Genomic DNA, 19,456 nt, shown 5'->3' on the forward strand with positions numbered 1-19,456 from the left:
ACAACTAGTGAAACACTTCTATTTTTTTGCAAGTAGCCAAGTTCCCATAATAGCAAAAATTTACGAACACCTTTCCTCTGTTCCTTAAATTTTTTAGTTTTGTCCCAGCCTTTTTGCCCATTAGTCACCTACATTAGACGTAATCATATCAAATAATAACGGCACATTTGTACCGCGTTGCAATGAGTTACAGCCCTTCGTTAAGTGCGCCCAGCTTTCTTTCATCTTTTCCCTATAAGTTAGTGTTCCATCAACGGGCAAAAAATCCGCAAGATATTCTTTAATAGAGCCCGATAAATTGTCCATAAATTCATCTACTTTCTGCACTTTTTCTGTTGCAACTTCATTGCGCTCATTCCATAACACATGCTCTAAATTCGTAGCAAAATAAAAAAGTTGATACGGTACTTTTAAACGATTAATACTAAAATGGTCATTGGCAAGCAAAATCTTGACGTTATTCGCTTTCATTTCATTACGCTGTTCGATTTGCTCTTTACGCCTCTCTGTTTTTACTAAAATGGCATCCTCTGTGTAAAATAAATTTTGCTCCATATCTGATTTGATTTTGACAAACTCTGGGGCGATAAAACAACCATCTGCATCTGTAATATGAATGACCGCCGTTAAATCTTTTGCTAAAAACTTATACTTTTCTAGATAGTTATGAATGACTCGGCTAACACTATTTTTAATATTGGGAATTCTCTTTTTTGCATCCCACTTTGTCAAAATATCCTCTCGCTGTACATCAAAGCGAATCGTCGAATCAGTAAAATGTTCATCCAAAAAATCTTCTAAAATAATTTGCTCTGTTTGACCTTCAACAATAACTAATAGTACTTTTTTAGTCATGTTGCACACCAGCTTTTCTAAAAGCACGTTTTATTTTGAACGTTTTCGTTTCTTTATAAACTTCCTCATCCTGTCCGCCAAGCTGTATCGCACGCAAATAGACATCTCGCGCATTATTGACCTCTTTAATGCCCTTTAGCTGCATATATCGATAATTCTCATTTGTTGTTGTAAACCATAAGTTTTTAATGGCAAGCACCTCTAACACACGTAAATTATGGGACGTAAAAATAAGCTGTCCTTTTCCGCCCTCATCAATCACTGTTAACAACTCACCTAACAAATATTCAAATACACCCGAATCTAATTCATCGATTACGACACATGCAGTCGGATTATTATAAACAGCTATTAGTACGCTAAGCACAGCAATGATTTTCAAAATTCCTTCCGATTCAGTTCGTAACGGTAATTCCCGCTCACCGCGTTTCGATAAAAACTCAAAACGTATGCCTTTTTCACCGTTATCTAATAATTGCTCTGTAATAACGTAAATTTTAATCGTTAGCCCTGGGATAATGGTCGACAATACTTGGTTGCTTTGCTCAATGACTTCACATAATACATTGAAAGCATTCTCTGGCAATAATGCTGGTCCTTTCAAATCGTAAGGAATCGAGCCTCGCGTTTTTTCTAAATGAATACTAAAAGGCATAATACGCTCTTCAAATAAAGGTGCAATATTTTGGTTATTAATAACATGTAAGTCCCGATTAAAGTCGACTGCTATATTACGAAGCAATTCCATTTCTAATTCTGATAGCTTTTCTTGTAGCAACGGCTTTAAATCTTTATGGAAGACAAAAGACATATATTGTTTTCGTGCTAATTGTTGAATAACAAGCGTCTTTATACGGATCTTTTCACTCATATCACGCAAAGAGCTTTTTCGAATTTGAACATCCTCATCTGCGACACTTACTAACACTTTTGAACGTTTTCCTTTTTCATCTTCCCTGTAAGTCAAGCGCTCTGCAATAATGAACAGTCGATTTTCATCTTCTTGCAATGTTACGGAATAGTTGACAAAAAATGTCCCGAATTGGTTGTCCACTAGCAATTCAAAGTCCAAACTAGCGGTATTTTCCCCTGCCATAATTAAGCGTTTATCTTGTGATGGCAATTTCACTTCAGCAATCCACCCAGAAATAATTGTCTTCAACAGACTAAATGCATCGACAATGGTTGTTTTCCCTGAACCATTTTGTCCATACACACCTACAACATTCGCTGCCATAAGCGAAGCAAAATTCACTGCTAATGTGAGCTCACCATTGCGTACATTTCTTAAATTTTGTATCTTTATTTTTTTCATTTTGATAATGGCCATTTCAAACATCCTTTTCAGTCATTTCTTCCTATTATAATTAAAATCGATATATTTTATAACAAATAGCGCGATAATACCTATTCTTGCTTATTCATCCTATGCCATATGCCTATGACAAATAGAATATGGGACATATGTTAGAAAAGAAAAATGAAGAAAGGTGTGTTCTATTGGTCTATCCAAGATTAGCCCCTGAAGATTTTAATCAGCAATTCCGACCTGGTATGAAAATATGGGTTACGCTCCCTACTGGTACTTATTCCGGTACATTAATTCGAACATTTGGAAAAGACGGAAGAACTGCTGAAATACAGCTAGATTCTGGACAAATTATTACAGTAGATGTGAATCAAATTGCCGCAGCAGGGACAGGTTTGCCTCCTGGCTCATATCCGCCACCATATCCACCTCCTTATCCACCTCCTTATCCACCTCCTTATCCATCCCCTTACCCGCCGCCATATCCACCTCCTCGTCCACATCCGCCGCAACCGTATCCACCATATCCGCATCCGCCGCAACCATATCCACCACGTCCATATCCACCGCAGCCATTCCCACCTCCTCCATTTCCAGGCGGGCAATTACCAGGATTCCCTCGTTTAACACCTCCAGGTATTTCTGATATTTTACCTGGCATATTTGGTAATCCAAGATAAAAAAAGGCTTTCCATCCGTTCAGTAATGAACAAATGGAAAGCCTTTATTTTTTTACATAGCAATGACCAACAACAATTTTTCGCTTATGTTGGTTACAATATTTGTTCAGAATAATAAACACTTTATTTTAACAGCTAGTCCCAGAAATAAAATATACTATTAATAGTGCATTTTCTATTAATTATGTGCATAGACACCAATAAACATTGATATAAAAAAACTATATATTATTTCGCTCACCGAAATTTCACACTTTAAATAGGAGGATTTTTGGGTTGTGAATCGTATTTTTTGGCAGTATAGTTGATTAATGTTAGGGGATGAATGGATTATTTTACAATCAAAGAAATAATGATAAAAAGTATAAGGTATTTCCATATATTCGAATATCATAACGGTCAATTGTAACATTGTACTATTCCCATTACATTTGACTTTCGCATTATCGGCCGTCCCTTTTTCGCTTGAAATATGTCTTGTATACAATTTTAGGAGGAAGAGATATGAAGAAAAATAAGAAACAGCAAATGTCGATTAGCAAGAAATTAACCGTCATCATGGTTAGTATTTTACTATTATTTGGGCTAGTTACTACGGGATTTGCCTATTATATAGTGAAAAACAGTAATTTAAAAGATATGGACCAATCGCTCTATGATAAAGGGATGATTTTGTCTAAGACAATAGACCAAAAGACATTAAAATCCGTACTAGAAAGCCCAAATGCTGACAATAATGATGTCCTACATTTAACGAAGGAAATGGATGCCATCAACGAGGAATCAGATATTATTACCAATCTCTTTCTTATTACAGTAGATGGTGAAAATATTAACGCACCGGTTCTTTCCACAAGCGTACTCGAAGTAGGTGCAGAATATAACCAAGATATGGTTGCCATGGGACTTTCCCCAGATTTTCTTGCAAGAATAAAGGAAGTATTCGAAACAAAAGAGGCAACAGCTACAGCTATTTATAAAGATGAGTTTGGAAGCTATAAAACAGGTCTTACGCCGATTTTAGATAAAGATGGTTCCGTTGTAGCTGCTTACGCCATCGATTATGATGTATCCATGGTAAATGCTAAAGCATTATCAGAAGCATTATGGATTCTGTTAATTACTGTACTATTCCTAATTGGTTCTTCTATCGTGGTTTATTCACTATTAAGAAAGAAGCTAACACCTATCCAACAGCTATCTTTACAATCTAAAAAAGTTGCGGAAGGTAACTTAGAGCTTGAAGCGTTACCTGTTCAATCAAATGATGAAATTGGCGTACTAACAAATAATTTCAATGTTATGATTGACAGCTTAAAAACTGTTATTAAAAGTGCAACAAATGTTTCTTCACGTGTTTCAAACTCTGCACAAGTTTTATCAAGCAATATGCAAGAAGCAACAGATTCATACAATAATGTAGCTTCGTCAATGCAAGAAATAGCTAGTGGTGCTGATTTACAAGTGCAAAAGGCTAAAGAAAGTTCCATTACAATTGAGGAAATGAGTATTGGTATTCAACGCATTGCGATGACATCCAATCAAATTTCCGAATCTTCTATTTTAGCATCAGAAGAAGCTGAAAAAGGTAATGATTCGACAAGCAAATCTGTAACGCAAATGAATGCTATTAGTAAGGCAGTGAATCATTCCGCATCGTCTGTAAAAATGCTCGGTGAACATTCTGGTAAAATCGAAGAAATCGTCGGCATTATCACAGGGATTGCTTCCCAAACAAATCTGCTTGCATTAAATGCTGCAATTGAAGCTGCTCGCGCAGGCGAAGCAGGAAGTGGCTTTGCTGTTGTTGCTGATGAAGTGCGTAAGCTAGCCGAACAATCAGAAGCTTCGGCAAGGGAAATTTCTACGCTCATTACTCGTATTCAACATGATACAAATGAATCAGTTAAGATCATGATACATGCTGTAGAAGAAGTGGATAATGGCTTAATTATGATTAATGATTCCGAAAAATCGTTTAGCCAAATTTTAACTTCAATTCACCATGTTACAGGGCAAATTCAAGAATTATCAGCTACGATTGAAGAAATGGCAGCAGGTATGGAGGAAGTTACATCAGCTGTTCAAGATATGGAACACTTCTCAGTAAGTTCTCGAGACAACACAAGAGCAGTAGCCGAAACATCTGCTAGTCAGCTGAATACAGTGCAAAGAGTTTCAGAAGAAGCACAAGTACTATCAGATTTATCAAGTGAATTATTAACTGTCGTAAATACATTTATTGTAAAATAATGATGTACTAAATGCATGGCGAAAATAAACAAAGAGCAAGCAATCCTACAACCTTGTCGATGTAAAAACATCGGCAAGGCTGTTTGTTAAGAAAAAGTAGCAATGTCTAATCCTATCAATAATAAAGTTACTTCTAATTGCACTAAACGGGAACAGTCCCCTACTTTCAAAAATAGGAGTTGTTATGATTGAATTTAAAACGAGACCTTGATTTATTTACAGCAAATTATCAAACAAATACCCAAGAACAACAGACGTTACCATCCAATTGTACACAACTGTTAACAGAAGAAGATAAAGTATTATATCAAGCTTTAAATCAAACAAAAGCCTTTTATGCGAAAGATCAAACAATCCCTAATGTATTTTATCAATCAGCGGAACAATTCGCTGAAAGAATTGCCCTGTCTTTTAATGGTGGTCGGATCACCTATCGTCAGCTCAATGAACGCTCCAATCAAGTTGCCCATATGTTACTAGACAATGGTCTCCAAAAAGGAGACAAAGTAGCAATTGTTATGGAACGTAGTCAGGATACAGTTATCAGTTTACTTGGCGTTCTAAAAGCAGGAGGTATTTACGTTCCAATAGATCCGAGCTATCCACAAGAACGCTGTCAATACCTTTTAAATGATTCAGGGGCAACATTCATATTAATAAAAGAAGAACACGCAGCTTTACTTACCAATTTATTACATAACGATTTCCAATGTCGTACAGTGTTTACACTGAATCGCATGGAAATCACATTTCCAAAAGACAATGTTTACATCGATCTCAGCCCTGCCGATTTAGCCTATATTATTTATACATCTGGCTCGACAGGCAAGCCAAAAGGCGTAATGCTAAAGCATGAATCTGTGATCAACTTAATTACGGATAATCAAAGAATCTACCAAGCAAGTAAATATGATGTCTTTTCGCAATTTATCTCCTATAGTTTTGATCCATCCGTCACGGAAACATTTACTGCTTTCTTTTCAGGCGCTCGATTACATATGCTCACAAGTATTGAACGCATATCGATTGAAGCATTCGCTGAGATGATTGCAAGGGAAAAAGTGACAACAGCCACTATTCCAAATGCATTCTTTACGCAGCTTGCAACGCATCTCTCCAGCGATTACCAATATCAATTATCATCTCTTAAATATTTGTCTGTAGGTGGGGAAGCCCTTATGCCTGCGGTTATACAAAAGTGGCGTGAAAAATTCGGAACGACAACTGCAATTATTAATTTATATGGACCGACAGAATGTACAGTGCTGTCCTCGTATTACAAAGTGCCGGATACAATCATTGAGCACCATGCGAGTATTCCAATCGGCAAACCGATTGCCAATTACGAGATGTATATTATTAATACCGACGGTCAGCTATGCCCTGCCAATGAAGCAGGTGAACTTTATATTGCTGGTGCAGGACTAGCTGCTGGCTATTTAAATCAGCCTGAAAAAACTGCTGAAGTGTTTGTCCCACATCTGTCCACTGAATGTGGGAAGTTGATGTATCGAACAGGTGATTTAGCCCGTTTATTGCCAAGTGGCGTAATTGAATTTGTAGGACGCAAAGATTCTCAAATTAAAGTGCGAGGGTTCCGCATTGAGCTTGGGGAAATTGAAACGGTGTTAAGTAATCACCCTAACATCCAAGAGGCTGTAATACTTGCCAAAAAAAAGGACGATGGCAATACTAGCTTGTTTGCCTATTACACGGTATTCGGTGGTATGAAGGTGGAACAAGAAGCACTTCGACATTATTTAGCAGATCTTTTACCAGACTATATGGTGCCTGAACGTTTACTTGAAGTGCAGGAAATGCCATTATCTCCTACTGGCAAAATTGATCGAAAGCAATTAGCTGCCCTTGAGGTAACAACACCGCTACCAAGGCATTATGATGCGCCTGAAAATACAATACAGCAGCTACTAGCCAGTGCTTGGGAGCAGGTACTAGGTGTTGAACGTGTCGGCATCCACGATAACTTCTTTCATATCGGTGGACATTCTTTAAAAGTACTTGAGATTTTAGTACAAGTGAAAAAGCATATTCCATTTTTAAAAATTCAAGACTTTTTCCAATACCATACGATTGCTGAATTAGATTATTATATTAGTACCTATCAACCTGAAACAAGTGAGGCCCAGCAAAAAACTGACTTTGTACGTAAAGATTTAATGGAGCCAAGCCGTCTTATCACTACTCATAATGTCACACCTTTAGCGATGAAAACGGTGCTGTTAACTGGGGCAACAGGTTATTTAGGTAGTCATGTTTTATATGAGCTTTTAATGAATACGAACGCACATGTTTATTGTTTAATTAGACAAAGTGCTCAGACAACGCCTGATGATAAATTAAAAGATAGCATGTTATTTTATTTTGGACATGCTATTATCCCTATGCTGCAAAAACGAGTGACGGTCATCCAAGGCGATTTATGTAAGGCAAAACTTGATTTATCTGCTAAAGACCACGCGCTTCTTACTGAAAAAATCGACGCCATTATTCATTGCGGTGCAGATGTAAGACATTTCGGAGCAGCAAGTCATTTTAACGATGTCAATGTGCAAGGCACTAGATACTTGCTGGAGCTTGCTAAATGTAAAGTGGGTGTACATTTCCATTATGTTTCAACAATAGGTATCCCCGAGGAGCTTGCGGCAACGCAATGGGGAGACAAACAAGCACTTGGTGATTTCGATTACAATGTTGCACTTTCAAATGTCTATAACCAAAGTAAGTTAGATGCTGAAAATCTCGTTAGAAATGCAGTGAATGATAATATTCCTGTCTCAATTTATCGTGTTGGCAATTTAACATGTCATTCACAGACAGGGAAATTCCAACGCAATATAGATGATAATGCATTTTATCGTCTGGTAAAATCAATGCTTTATTTAGGAAAAACCCCGTCAGCTCATTGGCATGTCGATTTTACGCCAATTAATTTTGCAAGCCAAGCACTTGTAGCGCTAGCCCGTCAGCCAAAATCAAACGGGCACATATTCCATCTATGTAACCCAGTACCGTTACTCTATCTCGATTTTGTTGAGGCTATCAAAGACATGGGCTATGCGTTAGAAATTGTTACGGCGAAAGAATACGAAGATTGGCTATTACATTCGGAGCATCCAGAAGAACTACAAGATTATTTATCATTAGCCATTGCACAGCTTGACGGTGATGGCCCAAGCGATTCACCATTTAGAATTAATAGTGATAAAACACAGGACTTTTTAAAGCATACGGATATTACATGCGCAGAGCCTAATCCAGCCTTTATCCGTACAATGATTGCTTATGGCATTCAATTAGGTTATTTCCCTGAGCCAACGCCTGTTACAGTACGATAATGTAGGAATTTAATAAAGAATCCGCTCCTATTCCTTTGCTGAAGCGTACGTCAAAAGGCATCAAGATGTAACTCTCTTGATGCCCTTTGTCTTTTTTAGGTGTCAGTTACTTATCGCTTGGAGCGAAGGTGTGCATCATTTAGATTTTCCTTGCTATCAAGTGCCATAGCATTCACACTAATAGCAACAAAGTTTCAATCGTTACCCATTTTCAAGTCATGCTATAATAAGGAGATTTACAATGAACGATATTACTTTTGAGCATATAGAAAAAATTGGCCATATCATTTATGAAGACGAAATGTATCGGCATGTGCATTATCCAGAAATGCTGAGCCGTTATGATAGTAATTTTATTTTATTTAAAACCATGCCTGCATTAACGACATTTAAGAATTTGGAGCATTTACTACGCTCCTATCACCAACAACATAATCAGCAACATTTAAAATTTATTTTCCCGTCTAACGAAAAAATTCCGAGCGATATTCACAGTTATTTAACGGATGAAAACTATGATATTGGATTTTTAGAGTTATATACAATTGAACCTAGCCATTTCCCTGCAAAGGTAAACGAGCATGTTGAAGTTCGACCTGTGACTGACGACAATTTAGAGGCATTTTTAACACTGCAGTACAAAGAAGATTTAAGATATGGTGAAACTTTTGCCACTGAAAAACAAGCTTTACTAAAACATCGTTTTCACGATTCAAAGAAACATCAACTCCTTGCTTACTATGAAGGCATCCCAGTTGGTTCTACAGAGCTAATTGAAGAAGATACGACAGTTGAAATTGATAATTTATTTGTACTAGAGGCTTATCAACGGAAAGGAATAGGTACTCAACTTCAGCAATATGTAATGCAAAATTTTCAGCAAAAAACCGTTATTTTAGTAGCAGATGGTGAAGATACACCGAGAGACATGTATCAAAAACAACATTATATTTATCGGGGTTTCCAATATGAAGTTTTAAAGGTTGAAGATCAATAACTAGCTGTCTTTAAACGATACTTCAGCATCACAACAAACTAGAAAAACGATTGCTAGATTACCGTTTTATCTTTAATTAGCGTAAATAAAAAGCTTCTCAAAAGTTGATGCAACTGATGAGAAGCTTTTATTTTTTAACGTTTACTATAGTATTGGGCAGTATTCAACCGATACTACGCTATGATTTCGTTTCAGAGTGTGTTTCTACTATTTCTTTAGGCACCGCACGATAAACAGTAAATGCCAAAATAATCGCTACTATCGTGATAATAAAAGCAATGAGATAAACAAGTTCCACACCAGCTACCATTGCTTGGCTAATTGTAGACGGATCACTCGGATTTGTTGCCTTTTGTAAAAAATGATTTTGTTTGGCATTCATAATACTAATAAAAACAGCAACACCAATAGCGCCTACAACAGGCTGTAAAGTAGTCATCACTGCCGTTCCATGTGGATATAAAGATTTAGGCAGTTGGTTTAACCCATTTGTCTGTGCTGGCATCATAATAGCCGAGACACTTAGCATTAATAAAATATAGCATACTACAATTATCCAAATCGGCGTTTCAGCCGTTAACCTGCTCAAAGTAAATACGGTACCACTTAAAACAAGTGTTGCTGGAATCATCAATACACGTGGTCCAAATTTATCAAACATCTGCCCCATAATTGGAGACATGAGCCCATTGAGTAAACTCCCTGGTAGTAATACGAGTCCCGCTGCTGCAGCCGTCAAAGCTAATGGTCCCTGCATAAATATAGGTAATATAATTTCTGATGCAAACATCGCCATAATAATAATCACAAACATAAATACAGCGTGTGTATACATTGGATATTTGAATACCCGTAAATCCATAACAGGCTCTTTCAGCTTAAATTGCCTTAATGAGAACAAGACAACACCTATGACTCCGATGATAATCGTCAGATAGACGCTAGAACTAAGGAAACCTTTATCACCAGCAGCACTAAACCCGTAAATAATTGCTCCAAACCCAATCGTTGAAAAAAGCAATGATAGAAAATCGATTTTAGGTTTTGTTACTTCCGAAACATTTGTTAAATACTTAAAGGCAAAAACAATTGAAAATATGGCAAAAGGAATAACAATAATAAATAGATAGCGCCAACCTAAATATTCCACGATTACCCCAGATAAAGTTGGTCCAATTGCCGGTGCAAACGTAAACGTTAAACCTACAATGCCCATAACTTTCCCGCGCTTTTCTGGTGGATATAATAAAAGGAACACATTAAATATAATGGGCATTAACAACCCTGTTCCAACCGCTTGTATTAAACGTCCTACCAATAAAAGCGGAAAACTAGGTGCAATTGCACAAATAATCGTACCAATTGTGAACGTGACCATCACACTAAGAAATAATTGCCTTGTTGTAAACCACTGCAACATCAATGCAGAGACTGGAATGACTATACCCATGACAAGCATAAACCCTGTTGCCATCCATTGAACGGTTGGCAAGGTAATATGGAATTCATCCATTAATGTAGTTAAAGCAATGTTTAACAATGTTTCGTTTAAAACAGCAAAGAATGCACCGATAATTAACGACAGCATAATCGGTAATGTTTTAACATTAGGGTCCTGTGATAGGAATTCATATTTCACCGTTTGATTTTGATTCATTTATTTACTCCTTACGAATAGTCATATTAAAAAAATGCTTCATAGATTTCATTATGATAAGTAACCTATGCTTAATAATTTGTATATTCAAAACAAATCCTACCCAATCCTTCCTAGTTCATGTACCATTGGGGAATTCACCACCTTGTATAGCGTCAGAGCATTTTATAATACCCGCTGTAGAAAACAAAAAGATCACAAACATCTGCCTGTGATCTCAAAAGTAAAGGGAAAAAATCGTCCTATTTTTATGAAGTTAGCCATAAGGCATAAAACACCTACTTTTGATACCATCAAAAAAGGTGTAATTAGACAAAAATAAAAGAAAGGTTGAACAAAGTCGCCTTTCTAACATTGCATATTTTTCCATCGGTTAAACAATCGTTCCTATATTTCGAAGTGTGATATATGGGAAAGATTCATAAACTTATGAAATTGTATTTTCACAAATATGAAATGAGGTATATTAAAACAAGACAGACTAATTCCGTTTACTCTGCATACACAAACAGAGCCTTTGACCATATTCAATTATTGGTTCAAAGTTGGGAATCGTAGTGTCATATTTAATAGTCCTCCTTTACGCATTTTATAATACATGACAAATTATAACGAACTTATTAGCAGAAGTCAAAGATTTCAAGAACAAGAAAAAATTATTACAGTTGTTGTTGAAGAACAACTGCAAAAGAATAGGACACACTTTATGCATCCTATTCCTTCACTATTTTAATTCATTTTGAAATTTCGGTAGGTAAATCATCGCCTTAAATAAATCGCCATCTACTTGAACGAAGAACTTTCCATCTTGGATTTGAATAAGGCTTTCAGCTATCGATAACCCTAATCCGCTACCTTGACTCGATCTAGATTCATCCCCGCGTGTAAAACGTTCCATAAGCTCATCGACTGAAATATTTAATTCATACGCTGAAATATTTTTAAATGTTACTAGTAGTTCATTACCTAAGTCTTCAACATCAATATATACTCTGGATGCAGGCAGTGCGTATTTAAAAATATTCGAAAATAAGTTTTCAATGGCGCGCCATAGAAGTTTACCATCAGCCTTCACATAGACTTTTTCTGTTGGGTGGGCTAACTTAAAATCTAAGGATGCTGCTTCGATTTTCTCATCCATCTCTCCTATGCCTTGTTTTAGTAACGAAACGATATCAATTCGTTCTAATTGAACAGGCATACTGCCACTTGACGCTTTAGCCGCTTCAAACAAGTCGTCCGTTAAAAGCTTGAGCCTTTTCGATTTTTGATCTAATACATCAATATATTCAGCAATTAATTCCGGGTCTTTTTCGATTCTTAATAAATCGACATACGTAATAATAGACGTTAATGGCGTTCTGATATCGTGCGAAACATTCGTAATAAGCTCTGTTTTTAAACGCTCACTCTTGATTTCACTATCCACCGACTTTTTTAAACCATCGGTAATGCTATTAATATTCATGGCAAGTTGGCTAAACTCCCCTTTTCCATCTACTTCAATTCGATGATGAAGGTCACCATTTTTAATCTGCTCTACACCCTCTTTAATACGATTAAACGATTTCACCTTCTTCATTGCCAACCAGGCTGCTACGCCTAGTGTAATAGGAAACATAAAAAACGTAGCCACCACTACTAAAGGATAGCCGATAACAAGTAACACAATTTTTACCGCTGTACTCCCATTATCAAATATGTTTTTCACCACAATAAAACATTTTTTAATAATTTGATAGATAAGTGTATGCTGCAGTAATGTTCGATTTTTAATATGCTTTACGAGTGATAAGACCAGCAGCAAAGCAATTATAAAAATAGGCACCGTTAGAAGCAAGTACATATTACGTAACACTTCAATAATCATAGCCATCCACATAGAGATTAAACATACGACGATCACAATATTTAAATCATTATATAATTTGTCCATAACATGTAAATGCAGTTCTTTATCTTTGAATGACGTTCTGCCAATAACAATTATTAAATAAATAAAAGATACAATAAATCCTGCTAGATATAACATAAACTCATTCAGTAAACGTTTGGCAATCGCTTTATCTTTTTGCCATTCCTGCATTTTTTGCTCTAAGAAAGATTCTTCAAACGCCACATAGATAACGTCTGTTTGTGGATTTAACTGTTCCACTTCTTGTGTAACATAATCTACGTACTTACTTTTTCCTACTTCTTTTGGATACAGCTTCTGTTGATAATCATCAAATAGCATATATGCGCCAAATGATGTAAATTGTTCTTTTTTATTTAGTTCACTATTGGAGAAGATATGTTCACCGTCACTTGCATAATAGACGATTCCTTCCGATGCTTCTAAAGTGTTGAGTAAACGATAAAACACCCGTAGTTGTTGTCTCATGCTTTCTTCTTTTTTACTTTTGATGTCATCTGCATACTCTTTTTCATATATGCGTCTATTTTCCAACTCACTCATATTCCCATTGTATTTATATGAATATTGGAAATCATTATATAACTCTTCTTCAATTGCTCTTCTATCTTCTTTTGTAAGTGCCTTACCGCTTAAAATATATTCTTCACTTTTATATTGTCCGATTAATTGCGCTAAGGAACTGATAAGACTATAACTTTCATCAGCGAATACTTGACTTTCAAAGTAATTATTTTCATTGATATTACTAAGATAAACATCATTTAATTCCATGCCCATAATAGCCTTCGCTGTACCCGTTAAACAAGCGATAGCAATTAGAAACACAATCACTTTCGTAATCAGTGCATGACTAATATTTCTCAACTTTATACCCCACTCCCCATACAACTTTTAAATACTTCGGCTCTTTCGGATTAATTTCAATTTTCTCTCGAATTTTCCGAATATGGACTGCCACCGTATTTTCTGGGTTAACGGCGCTTTCATTCCACACCTTTTCATAAATCTCTTCAATCGTAAATACTCTTCCAGTATTGGCTGTAAGTAGCTTTAAAATTTTATACTGTACTGGGGTCAAATGAACAGCTTGTTTATCAACCGTAATAACTTTCTTTTCATCATCAATCATAAGACCACCCGTTTGGAAAATATGGCTACTTACTTCCAGACTGCCAAATGCCGTATACCTTCTTAACTGTGATTTCACTCGAGCGACAAGTTCTAATGGATTAAACGGCTTTGCCATATAATCATCTGCACCAATATTTAATCCGAGTATTTTATCATAATCCTCCGACTTAGCAGAAAGCATAATTAATGGAATCATATTATCTTGCCGAATCTTCATTGTCGCCGTAATGCCATCCATTTTTGGCATCATAATATCCATAATAATTAGGTGAATCACTTGCTCGTGAATAAGATCAATTGCCTCCACACCATTGTACGCTTTAAATACTTTATATCCCTCATTTTCTAAATAAACGCTTATTGCCCTTACAATTTCTTTATCATCATCACAAACCAAAATGTTCAACTACATTCAATCCTCCATCTCTTTAGGTTCCTATAATCACTCCTATTGGATTCGTATAAAAATATAATACTAACTAAATCTTAACAAACTCATGCACCAATTCTTAAGATTTTCTTATTGTTTTCATGAGGACTCTGTTTTTTCCCCGTGTAGAGTAACAAAAGAATAAGCGATGAACAATAGTTCTGTTCATTGCTTATCCTTTTAATCAATCCTCAAATTACTTTATTTACAACTAGAACACATAGCTGCTTGAACGATTGGTGTACTAAACTGCCATGGAACTCGTTGAGAACAATCACAAAGATTTGAATCGCAAAGACAATTCTTATAACTTACTCCATAGGTATGGTAGCAACAGTCATGGGATTTACAGCAAAAGTCCAATGAGTTAACAGCACCGGCAGTAGATTTACATGCTGAAGAACCACCGCAGCCTTCACCACACCACATATATCCGCCTGGCATACAACCTGAATACCAAGCTGCAGTTTTTACTTCTTCATTTAATAGCATCCCTGGTACATAGTTTTCATCAATCGGGAATTGTTCTTCTTGAAGTTTATTCGACTCTATTGCTAAAGCAGCAACTTCATGTGTGTGTGAACTAATTAAAGATGACACATATTCATCGTGGTATGATCTAAAGTGAGTAACTTTAATTTCGTCTTCTTCAACTTTAAAGATTTCACCAATGAAAAAGTCATTTGTTGTACTCTCATCGCCATTTAAATGACGGATAGTATATCGGATTTTCACATTTTCATTGATTTTAAGATACACCACCTTTGCAGAATAAACATCCTCACCTTTAAGGACATCGAACTTAATTGCTTGAATAACCTCTGAATTCTCATCAAACTCAAATTTTTCCGAATTATTCATCTCTTGGATTAAATTACGGAATTTAGTTTTTTCAGAAAATGTACTAATTAACGTTTTTACTTCTTCGTTATTCAAATAGTTACCTACTAACATTTTATTTTCCCCCTCAATTTGTATTTGGTGGCCACCATACAATATATAAAGAATGATAGCGCTGATAAATAACAACCTTTAATACAGAAATAGAAAAGGTATATAATGTAGACACAACGCAATTAGAAAAAAATGTATATTAATTAATTGTTTACCTTTTTTGGTTTCGTTCGTCTTATAGTTAGGAGGTTATTCATGAATGAGTTCGATTTTGGGGAGCTGTTGTTCCAATCTTTAAATAAGAACAAAAAATACCTAATTAACATGGGAGCGAGTGTGGAGGACGCTGAAGATGTTATACAAGATACTGCCTATAAATTCCTAACCTATATTGATTCTGTGGACATTAGTAATATTGACGGTTGGCTTTTTCGTGTATCTGTTAATAGTTATTACGACTTATACCGTAAAAGAAAAAGACAAAGCAATATTTTGATGAAGTTTAATGTAAAAGAGTTATTCGAGGAGGTAACACCTGAAAAAGCTGCACTACAAATGGAATTAAAAAGAGATATTCACAAGATATTAGAAATAATAAAACCGAAACATGCGGAATTTTTAATTTTAAAGTACAGTACAGGGTTAAAAATTGAAGACATTGCACACTTGTATGAGATGAAAGTCAATTCTGTAAAGACAATTCTTCATCGAGCAAGAAAACAATTTATTGAAGAATATGGGAGGATTCATAATGACAAAGGAGAATAACACTTCGGGATTTCAAAATTTAGCAAAAAAAGCAAAAAGGAAATCTCAAATACGTATGGGCATCATTGCATTTATTGTTTGTATTTTAGTATTAAGTACCTTTCAGTTTGTGGGTAATATAGTTATTTCAAAGACGATTAATAAAGAAAGCGCAGTTGATACTATGTGGAACAACATACATGGAGCCAATATTACACAACAAGGAACAGTTACGAATTATACCCTTTTCTCTGCAACAACCAAAACTGAATTCAATAAAATAGTAGGAGATGTTGCTATACCCTGGGTTCCGATTGAAAAAAGATATTCATTGTTCGGTACTTCAAAAAGAATAACTACTAACGGTCCAGTCGGTAGTGGACATATTAATGATCAAAGAATACCAATGTATTTCAATGGAGAAAGGGTCATTGAATTTATACATCCAAAAGTAAATTTTAATGATATTGCGGATGATAAAGAAATTATTTCTGATATAAAAGACGATAAGGTAATAGAGGTAGCTTTATCTTTTGATAAGGCTTATTCATTACTAGAAACTCAGAATACTTTTGGTAAAAGCTTATCATGGTTTTGGGTGAACACTTATGAAGCAGCAGATATTAATGATTTTAACCAGCTAAACGTAGATACCGGAAAAAATGTAACAATCTCGGGTGATGACGTTATCGGTTTTTCCTCCAATAAAACTAATGATCTTGATAATGGATCAGCACTTTTTATAAGTAATATTAAACAACTCTCAAAAGAAGGCAGTTATAAAGAAATAGCTAATCGAATTGTCAGCAATATAACTGCTACTTCTAATGAAAAAGAACTGTCATCTGCTAATCTCGAAATTATTGGTGTAGTTGTAACAGGTTTTCCATCGGAAATTTTAGAATTAATTGAATCCCCTATGGTAAGAGCTGTATTTTTAGGATCGACTGTTGATAAATATTAATGTGGAAATGAGGTAATCTTAATGGAATTCTTATTTTTATTCACAGCACTGTTACTATTAAATTGTATTGTTATACAATTTTCGAGATATTCGTTCAATAAATGGCTTATATCAGCGGCTATCGTGATAATATGTTCCCCTGTAGTTGGTACTATTGCGGGATCCATATTTGGTTATATAGAAAAAAGTGGTTTTGGTGCTGGATTTTTTGGATTTATTTCTGGTGGACTCTTTTTTTTAAATGGTGTAATTTTCATTTTCATGGCGTTTTTATTTTCACGCAAAAAAAATGCGTAAAATTCAAACTCTTTTGTGTTAGCTTTCTGGACCTTCCTACTCTGCAGGTGATTTCAGTAAGCTTTTAACTATGAACATAAAAACTCCAATCGTACAATAATTACAGGTCTGGTCACCCTATTTAGTACGAGAGGATCCTTCAAAAAGGGAAAATCAAATATTAATAACCATGATTTTTAAAAAATAGCTTTGCACAAAAATACAGAAGATATGTCATTTATAATCAAATCAAGACTGATATAGGAAAAATTCTACATCAGTTATGTGAAAGAAAAGCAATGGAATTTATTTAACCAACAGGATGGCTAGAATATAAGCTTTTATTGATGTGTATGCCTATGAACTAAGTGTATATTAGTTCATAGGCTAATGGAAAGAGTAACTTAATGATTTTCGATCGACATATCGATTTAAAGTATCAAAAGGCGATTCGACAATCTTAGTGTGGTAGATATTTCTTTTATATTATTTTTCTTTCGATAGTACGAACATTAACATATGACAAATAGAGACTTACTGTTATAAGTAACATACTAGAAATTGCATAAAAAACTATTTCTCTAAAAGTGAAGTTAAAGTCAAAGAAAAACATATGCGGCCACAGAAACACGTCTCCTAAAGTTAGCAATTCTGTTGCGATATACAAAACAATTATCATAAAAGGTGTTTCAATATTTTTAAAAAATATTGCTAGTAACAACCCTAATGAGGAAATTAATAAAGCTTGACTAATCAACAAGATCAGCAATTTAAATATACTTACATCTGGGAGTATTACATAAAATGTGGCCACTATTAGGGCAAGCATTATTATGAAAATTGACTCAAATTTAATAAAATTCAGAATGAGATTGCGTGGATAACATAGTAATAAAATTTCTTCTGATTGATTTTGATATAACTCATATACTAGATAAATAGACCACCAAGCTGAAAATGGTACAAAAACAGTTTGAAGAAATATTAATAGTTGTAATTCATATTGTTCTGCTGGCAAAAAGAATAGAGAACAAAAAACAACTAAAAAAATAATAATAGGAATGTAGAAATTTAAACCCATGTTTTTTACTTCAAATTTAAATTGGTCCATTTTTTCTACCTCCAACCATTAATGATTGATAAGTAACCATCAATAAGCGTAGCGTTTAAAGGAGTAGCATTAGATGGTTTATTTTTAGACAATACCCTTACATCTAAAATGTTGAAACCGCGTTGCTGAATATCTATAACAGTATATAATTTGAATGTTTCTGACAATTCGTTTTCGTGAATTTGAATGCTCCAAACAAAACCATCAGATGATTTAGCAATTTCTTCTGGAGTACCTTCAGCTAATACGCTACCTTCTTTGATAATACCTAACTTTGTACATAAGAATTCAACATCTTCTACAATATGAGAGGATATTATAATGGTTTTGTCCTTTGACAATTCTCTTAATAGATTTCTAAATCTTATGCGTTCAAGAATATCTAGACCGGAAGTAGGTTCGTCTATAATAAGAATACTAGGGTTCGTTAGAAAAACTTGTGCAATTCCTAAACGTTTTCTCATTCCGCCAGATAACTTTGATACTTTTTGTTTTTTAGCATCGACTAAATTAACTTGCTCCAACACCGTTGTAATTCTCTCTTTTCGTAATTGAGAATCAGCTATTCCCTTTAATAAAGCAATATGATTTAAACAATCATACACTGTAGCCTTTGGGTACAAATCAAAATCTTGAGGTAAATAACCAATTCCGTTACGAATTGTTTTTAAATCTGTAGAATGTAAATCATCGTTTTCAACTATAATTTTACCTTCATCAACAGAGATTAGCCCCGCCAGGACTCTCATCAATGTAGTTTTACCAGCTCCATTTGGTCCTAATAGTCCGTAAATACCTTCAATTTCTAGAGAAACTTTTTGTAATGTTTTTTTCCCTTTATATGTTTTTGTAATATTTTGAACATTTATCATAGCTCT

15 protein-coding genes and 1 pseudogene are annotated in these 19,456 nt (G+C 35.0%); 8 read left to right on the top strand and 8 right to left on the bottom strand.

What is annotated here, in order from left to right; genetic code table 11:
• Window positions 1-120: 120 nt before the first annotated feature.
• Window positions 121-855: a hypothetical protein gene (locus tag C9J37_RS13585; protein WP_107895764.1), complete on the bottom strand. Its 735-nt coding sequence runs from the start codon at window positions 853-855 to the stop codon at window positions 121-123.
• The gene (locus C9J37_RS13590; protein ID WP_107895765.1) at window positions 848-2,185 is read right to left on the bottom strand and encodes an AAA family ATPase; all 1,338 of its coding nucleotides are present in this window, start codon (window positions 2,183-2,185) and stop codon (window positions 848-850) included. Before C9J37_RS13590 ends, C9J37_RS13585 begins: the two co-directional genes overlap by 8 nt.
• A 170-nt stretch (window positions 2,186-2,355) precedes the next feature.
• Between C9J37_RS13590 and C9J37_RS13595 the strand changes: the two genes are divergently transcribed.
• The 4 genes from C9J37_RS13595 (at window position 2,356) to C9J37_RS13610 (ending at window position 9,450) form a co-directional block, all read left to right on the top strand.
• Entirely contained in the window at window positions 2,356-2,844 is a 489-nt protein-coding gene (locus C9J37_RS13595) for a hypothetical protein (protein ID WP_107895766.1), read from the top strand.
• A gap of 504 nt (window positions 2,845-3,348) precedes the next feature.
• A complete protein-coding gene (locus C9J37_RS13600) occupies window positions 3,349-5,097 on the top strand; it encodes a methyl-accepting chemotaxis protein (protein WP_107895767.1) in 1,749 nt (582 codons plus the stop codon).
• Between the two features lie 188 nt (window positions 5,098-5,285).
• Entirely contained in the window at window positions 5,286-8,453 is a 3,168-nt protein-coding gene (locus C9J37_RS13605) for a non-ribosomal peptide synthetase family protein (RefSeq protein ID WP_107895768.1), read from the top strand.
• A gap of 241 nt (window positions 8,454-8,694) precedes the next feature.
• Window positions 8,695-9,450 carry a GNAT family N-acetyltransferase gene (locus tag C9J37_RS13610; RefSeq protein WP_107895769.1) on the top strand — a complete coding sequence of 252 codons (756 nt, stop codon included), beginning with the start codon at window positions 8,695-8,697 and terminating at the stop codon, window positions 9,448-9,450.
• A 178-nt stretch (window positions 9,451-9,628) separates the two neighbouring features.
• Here C9J37_RS13610 and C9J37_RS13615 read toward each other — a convergent pair whose 3' ends face one another.
• From C9J37_RS13615 to C9J37_RS13630, 4 genes are all read right to left on the bottom strand, one after another.
• Entirely contained in the window at window positions 9,629-11,107 is a 1,479-nt protein-coding gene (locus tag C9J37_RS13615; RefSeq protein ID WP_107895770.1) for an MDR family MFS transporter, read from the bottom strand.
• 724 nt (window positions 11,108-11,831) lie between these two features.
• Window positions 11,832-13,889 (bottom strand): HAMP domain-containing sensor histidine kinase, encoded by a 2,058-nt coding sequence (locus tag C9J37_RS13620; protein ID WP_167397314.1) that lies wholly within the window; start codon window positions 13,887-13,889, stop codon window positions 11,832-11,834.
• Complete coding sequence (locus tag C9J37_RS13625; protein ID WP_107895771.1) at window positions 13,876-14,562, bottom strand: response regulator transcription factor; 687 nt, start codon at window positions 14,560-14,562, stop codon at window positions 13,876-13,878. Before C9J37_RS13625 ends, C9J37_RS13620 begins: the two co-directional genes overlap by 14 nt.
• Before the next feature lie 225 nt (window positions 14,563-14,787).
• Entirely contained in the window at window positions 14,788-15,540 is a 753-nt protein-coding gene (locus tag C9J37_RS13630) for a phospholipase A2 family protein (RefSeq protein WP_107895772.1), read from the bottom strand.
• A 195-nt stretch (window positions 15,541-15,735) separates the two neighbouring features.
• On the opposite strand from C9J37_RS13630, the gene C9J37_RS13635 reads away from it, so the two are divergent.
• The 4 genes and pseudogenes from C9J37_RS13635 to C9J37_RS29680 form a co-directional block, all read left to right on the top strand.
• A complete protein-coding gene (locus C9J37_RS13635; protein WP_107895773.1) occupies window positions 15,736-16,248 on the top strand; it encodes an RNA polymerase sigma factor in 513 nt (170 codons plus the stop codon).
• Window positions 16,232-17,191, top strand: coding sequence for an anti sigma factor C-terminal domain-containing protein (locus C9J37_RS13640; RefSeq protein WP_107895774.1), 960 nt, complete (start codon window positions 16,232-16,234; stop codon window positions 17,189-17,191). The genes C9J37_RS13635 and C9J37_RS13640 overlap by 17 nt, the downstream gene beginning before the upstream one ends.
• 21 nt (window positions 17,192-17,212) lie before the next feature.
• Window positions 17,213-17,488, top strand: a complete 276-nt coding sequence (locus C9J37_RS13645) for a hypothetical protein (RefSeq protein ID WP_107895775.1) — start codon at window positions 17,213-17,215, stop codon at window positions 17,486-17,488.
• A 188-nt stretch (window positions 17,489-17,676) separates the two neighbouring features.
• Window positions 17,677-17,773, top strand: a pseudogene (locus C9J37_RS29680) (IS200/IS605 family transposase); the annotation flags it as partial.
• 175 nt (window positions 17,774-17,948) lie between these two features.
• Here the strand turns inward: C9J37_RS29680 and C9J37_RS13650 are convergent.
• Both C9J37_RS13650 and C9J37_RS13655 read right to left on the bottom strand, forming a co-directional pair.
• Window positions 17,949-18,578 (bottom strand): hypothetical protein, encoded by a 630-nt coding sequence (locus C9J37_RS13650; protein WP_107895776.1) that lies wholly within the window; start codon window positions 18,576-18,578, stop codon window positions 17,949-17,951.
• Window positions 18,579-18,583: 5 nt separating this feature from the next.
• The gene (locus C9J37_RS13655) at window positions 18,584-19,450 is read right to left on the bottom strand and encodes an ATP-binding cassette domain-containing protein (protein ID WP_107895777.1); all 867 of its coding nucleotides are present in this window, start codon (window positions 19,448-19,450) and stop codon (window positions 18,584-18,586) included.
• Window positions 19,451-19,456: the final 6 nt, after the last annotated feature.

Origin of the sequence: Lysinibacillus mangiferihumi (genome assembly GCF_003049665.1) — a bacterium.
Classification (GTDB): Bacteria; Bacillota; Bacilli; order Bacillales_A; family Planococcaceae; genus Lysinibacillus; species Lysinibacillus mangiferihumi.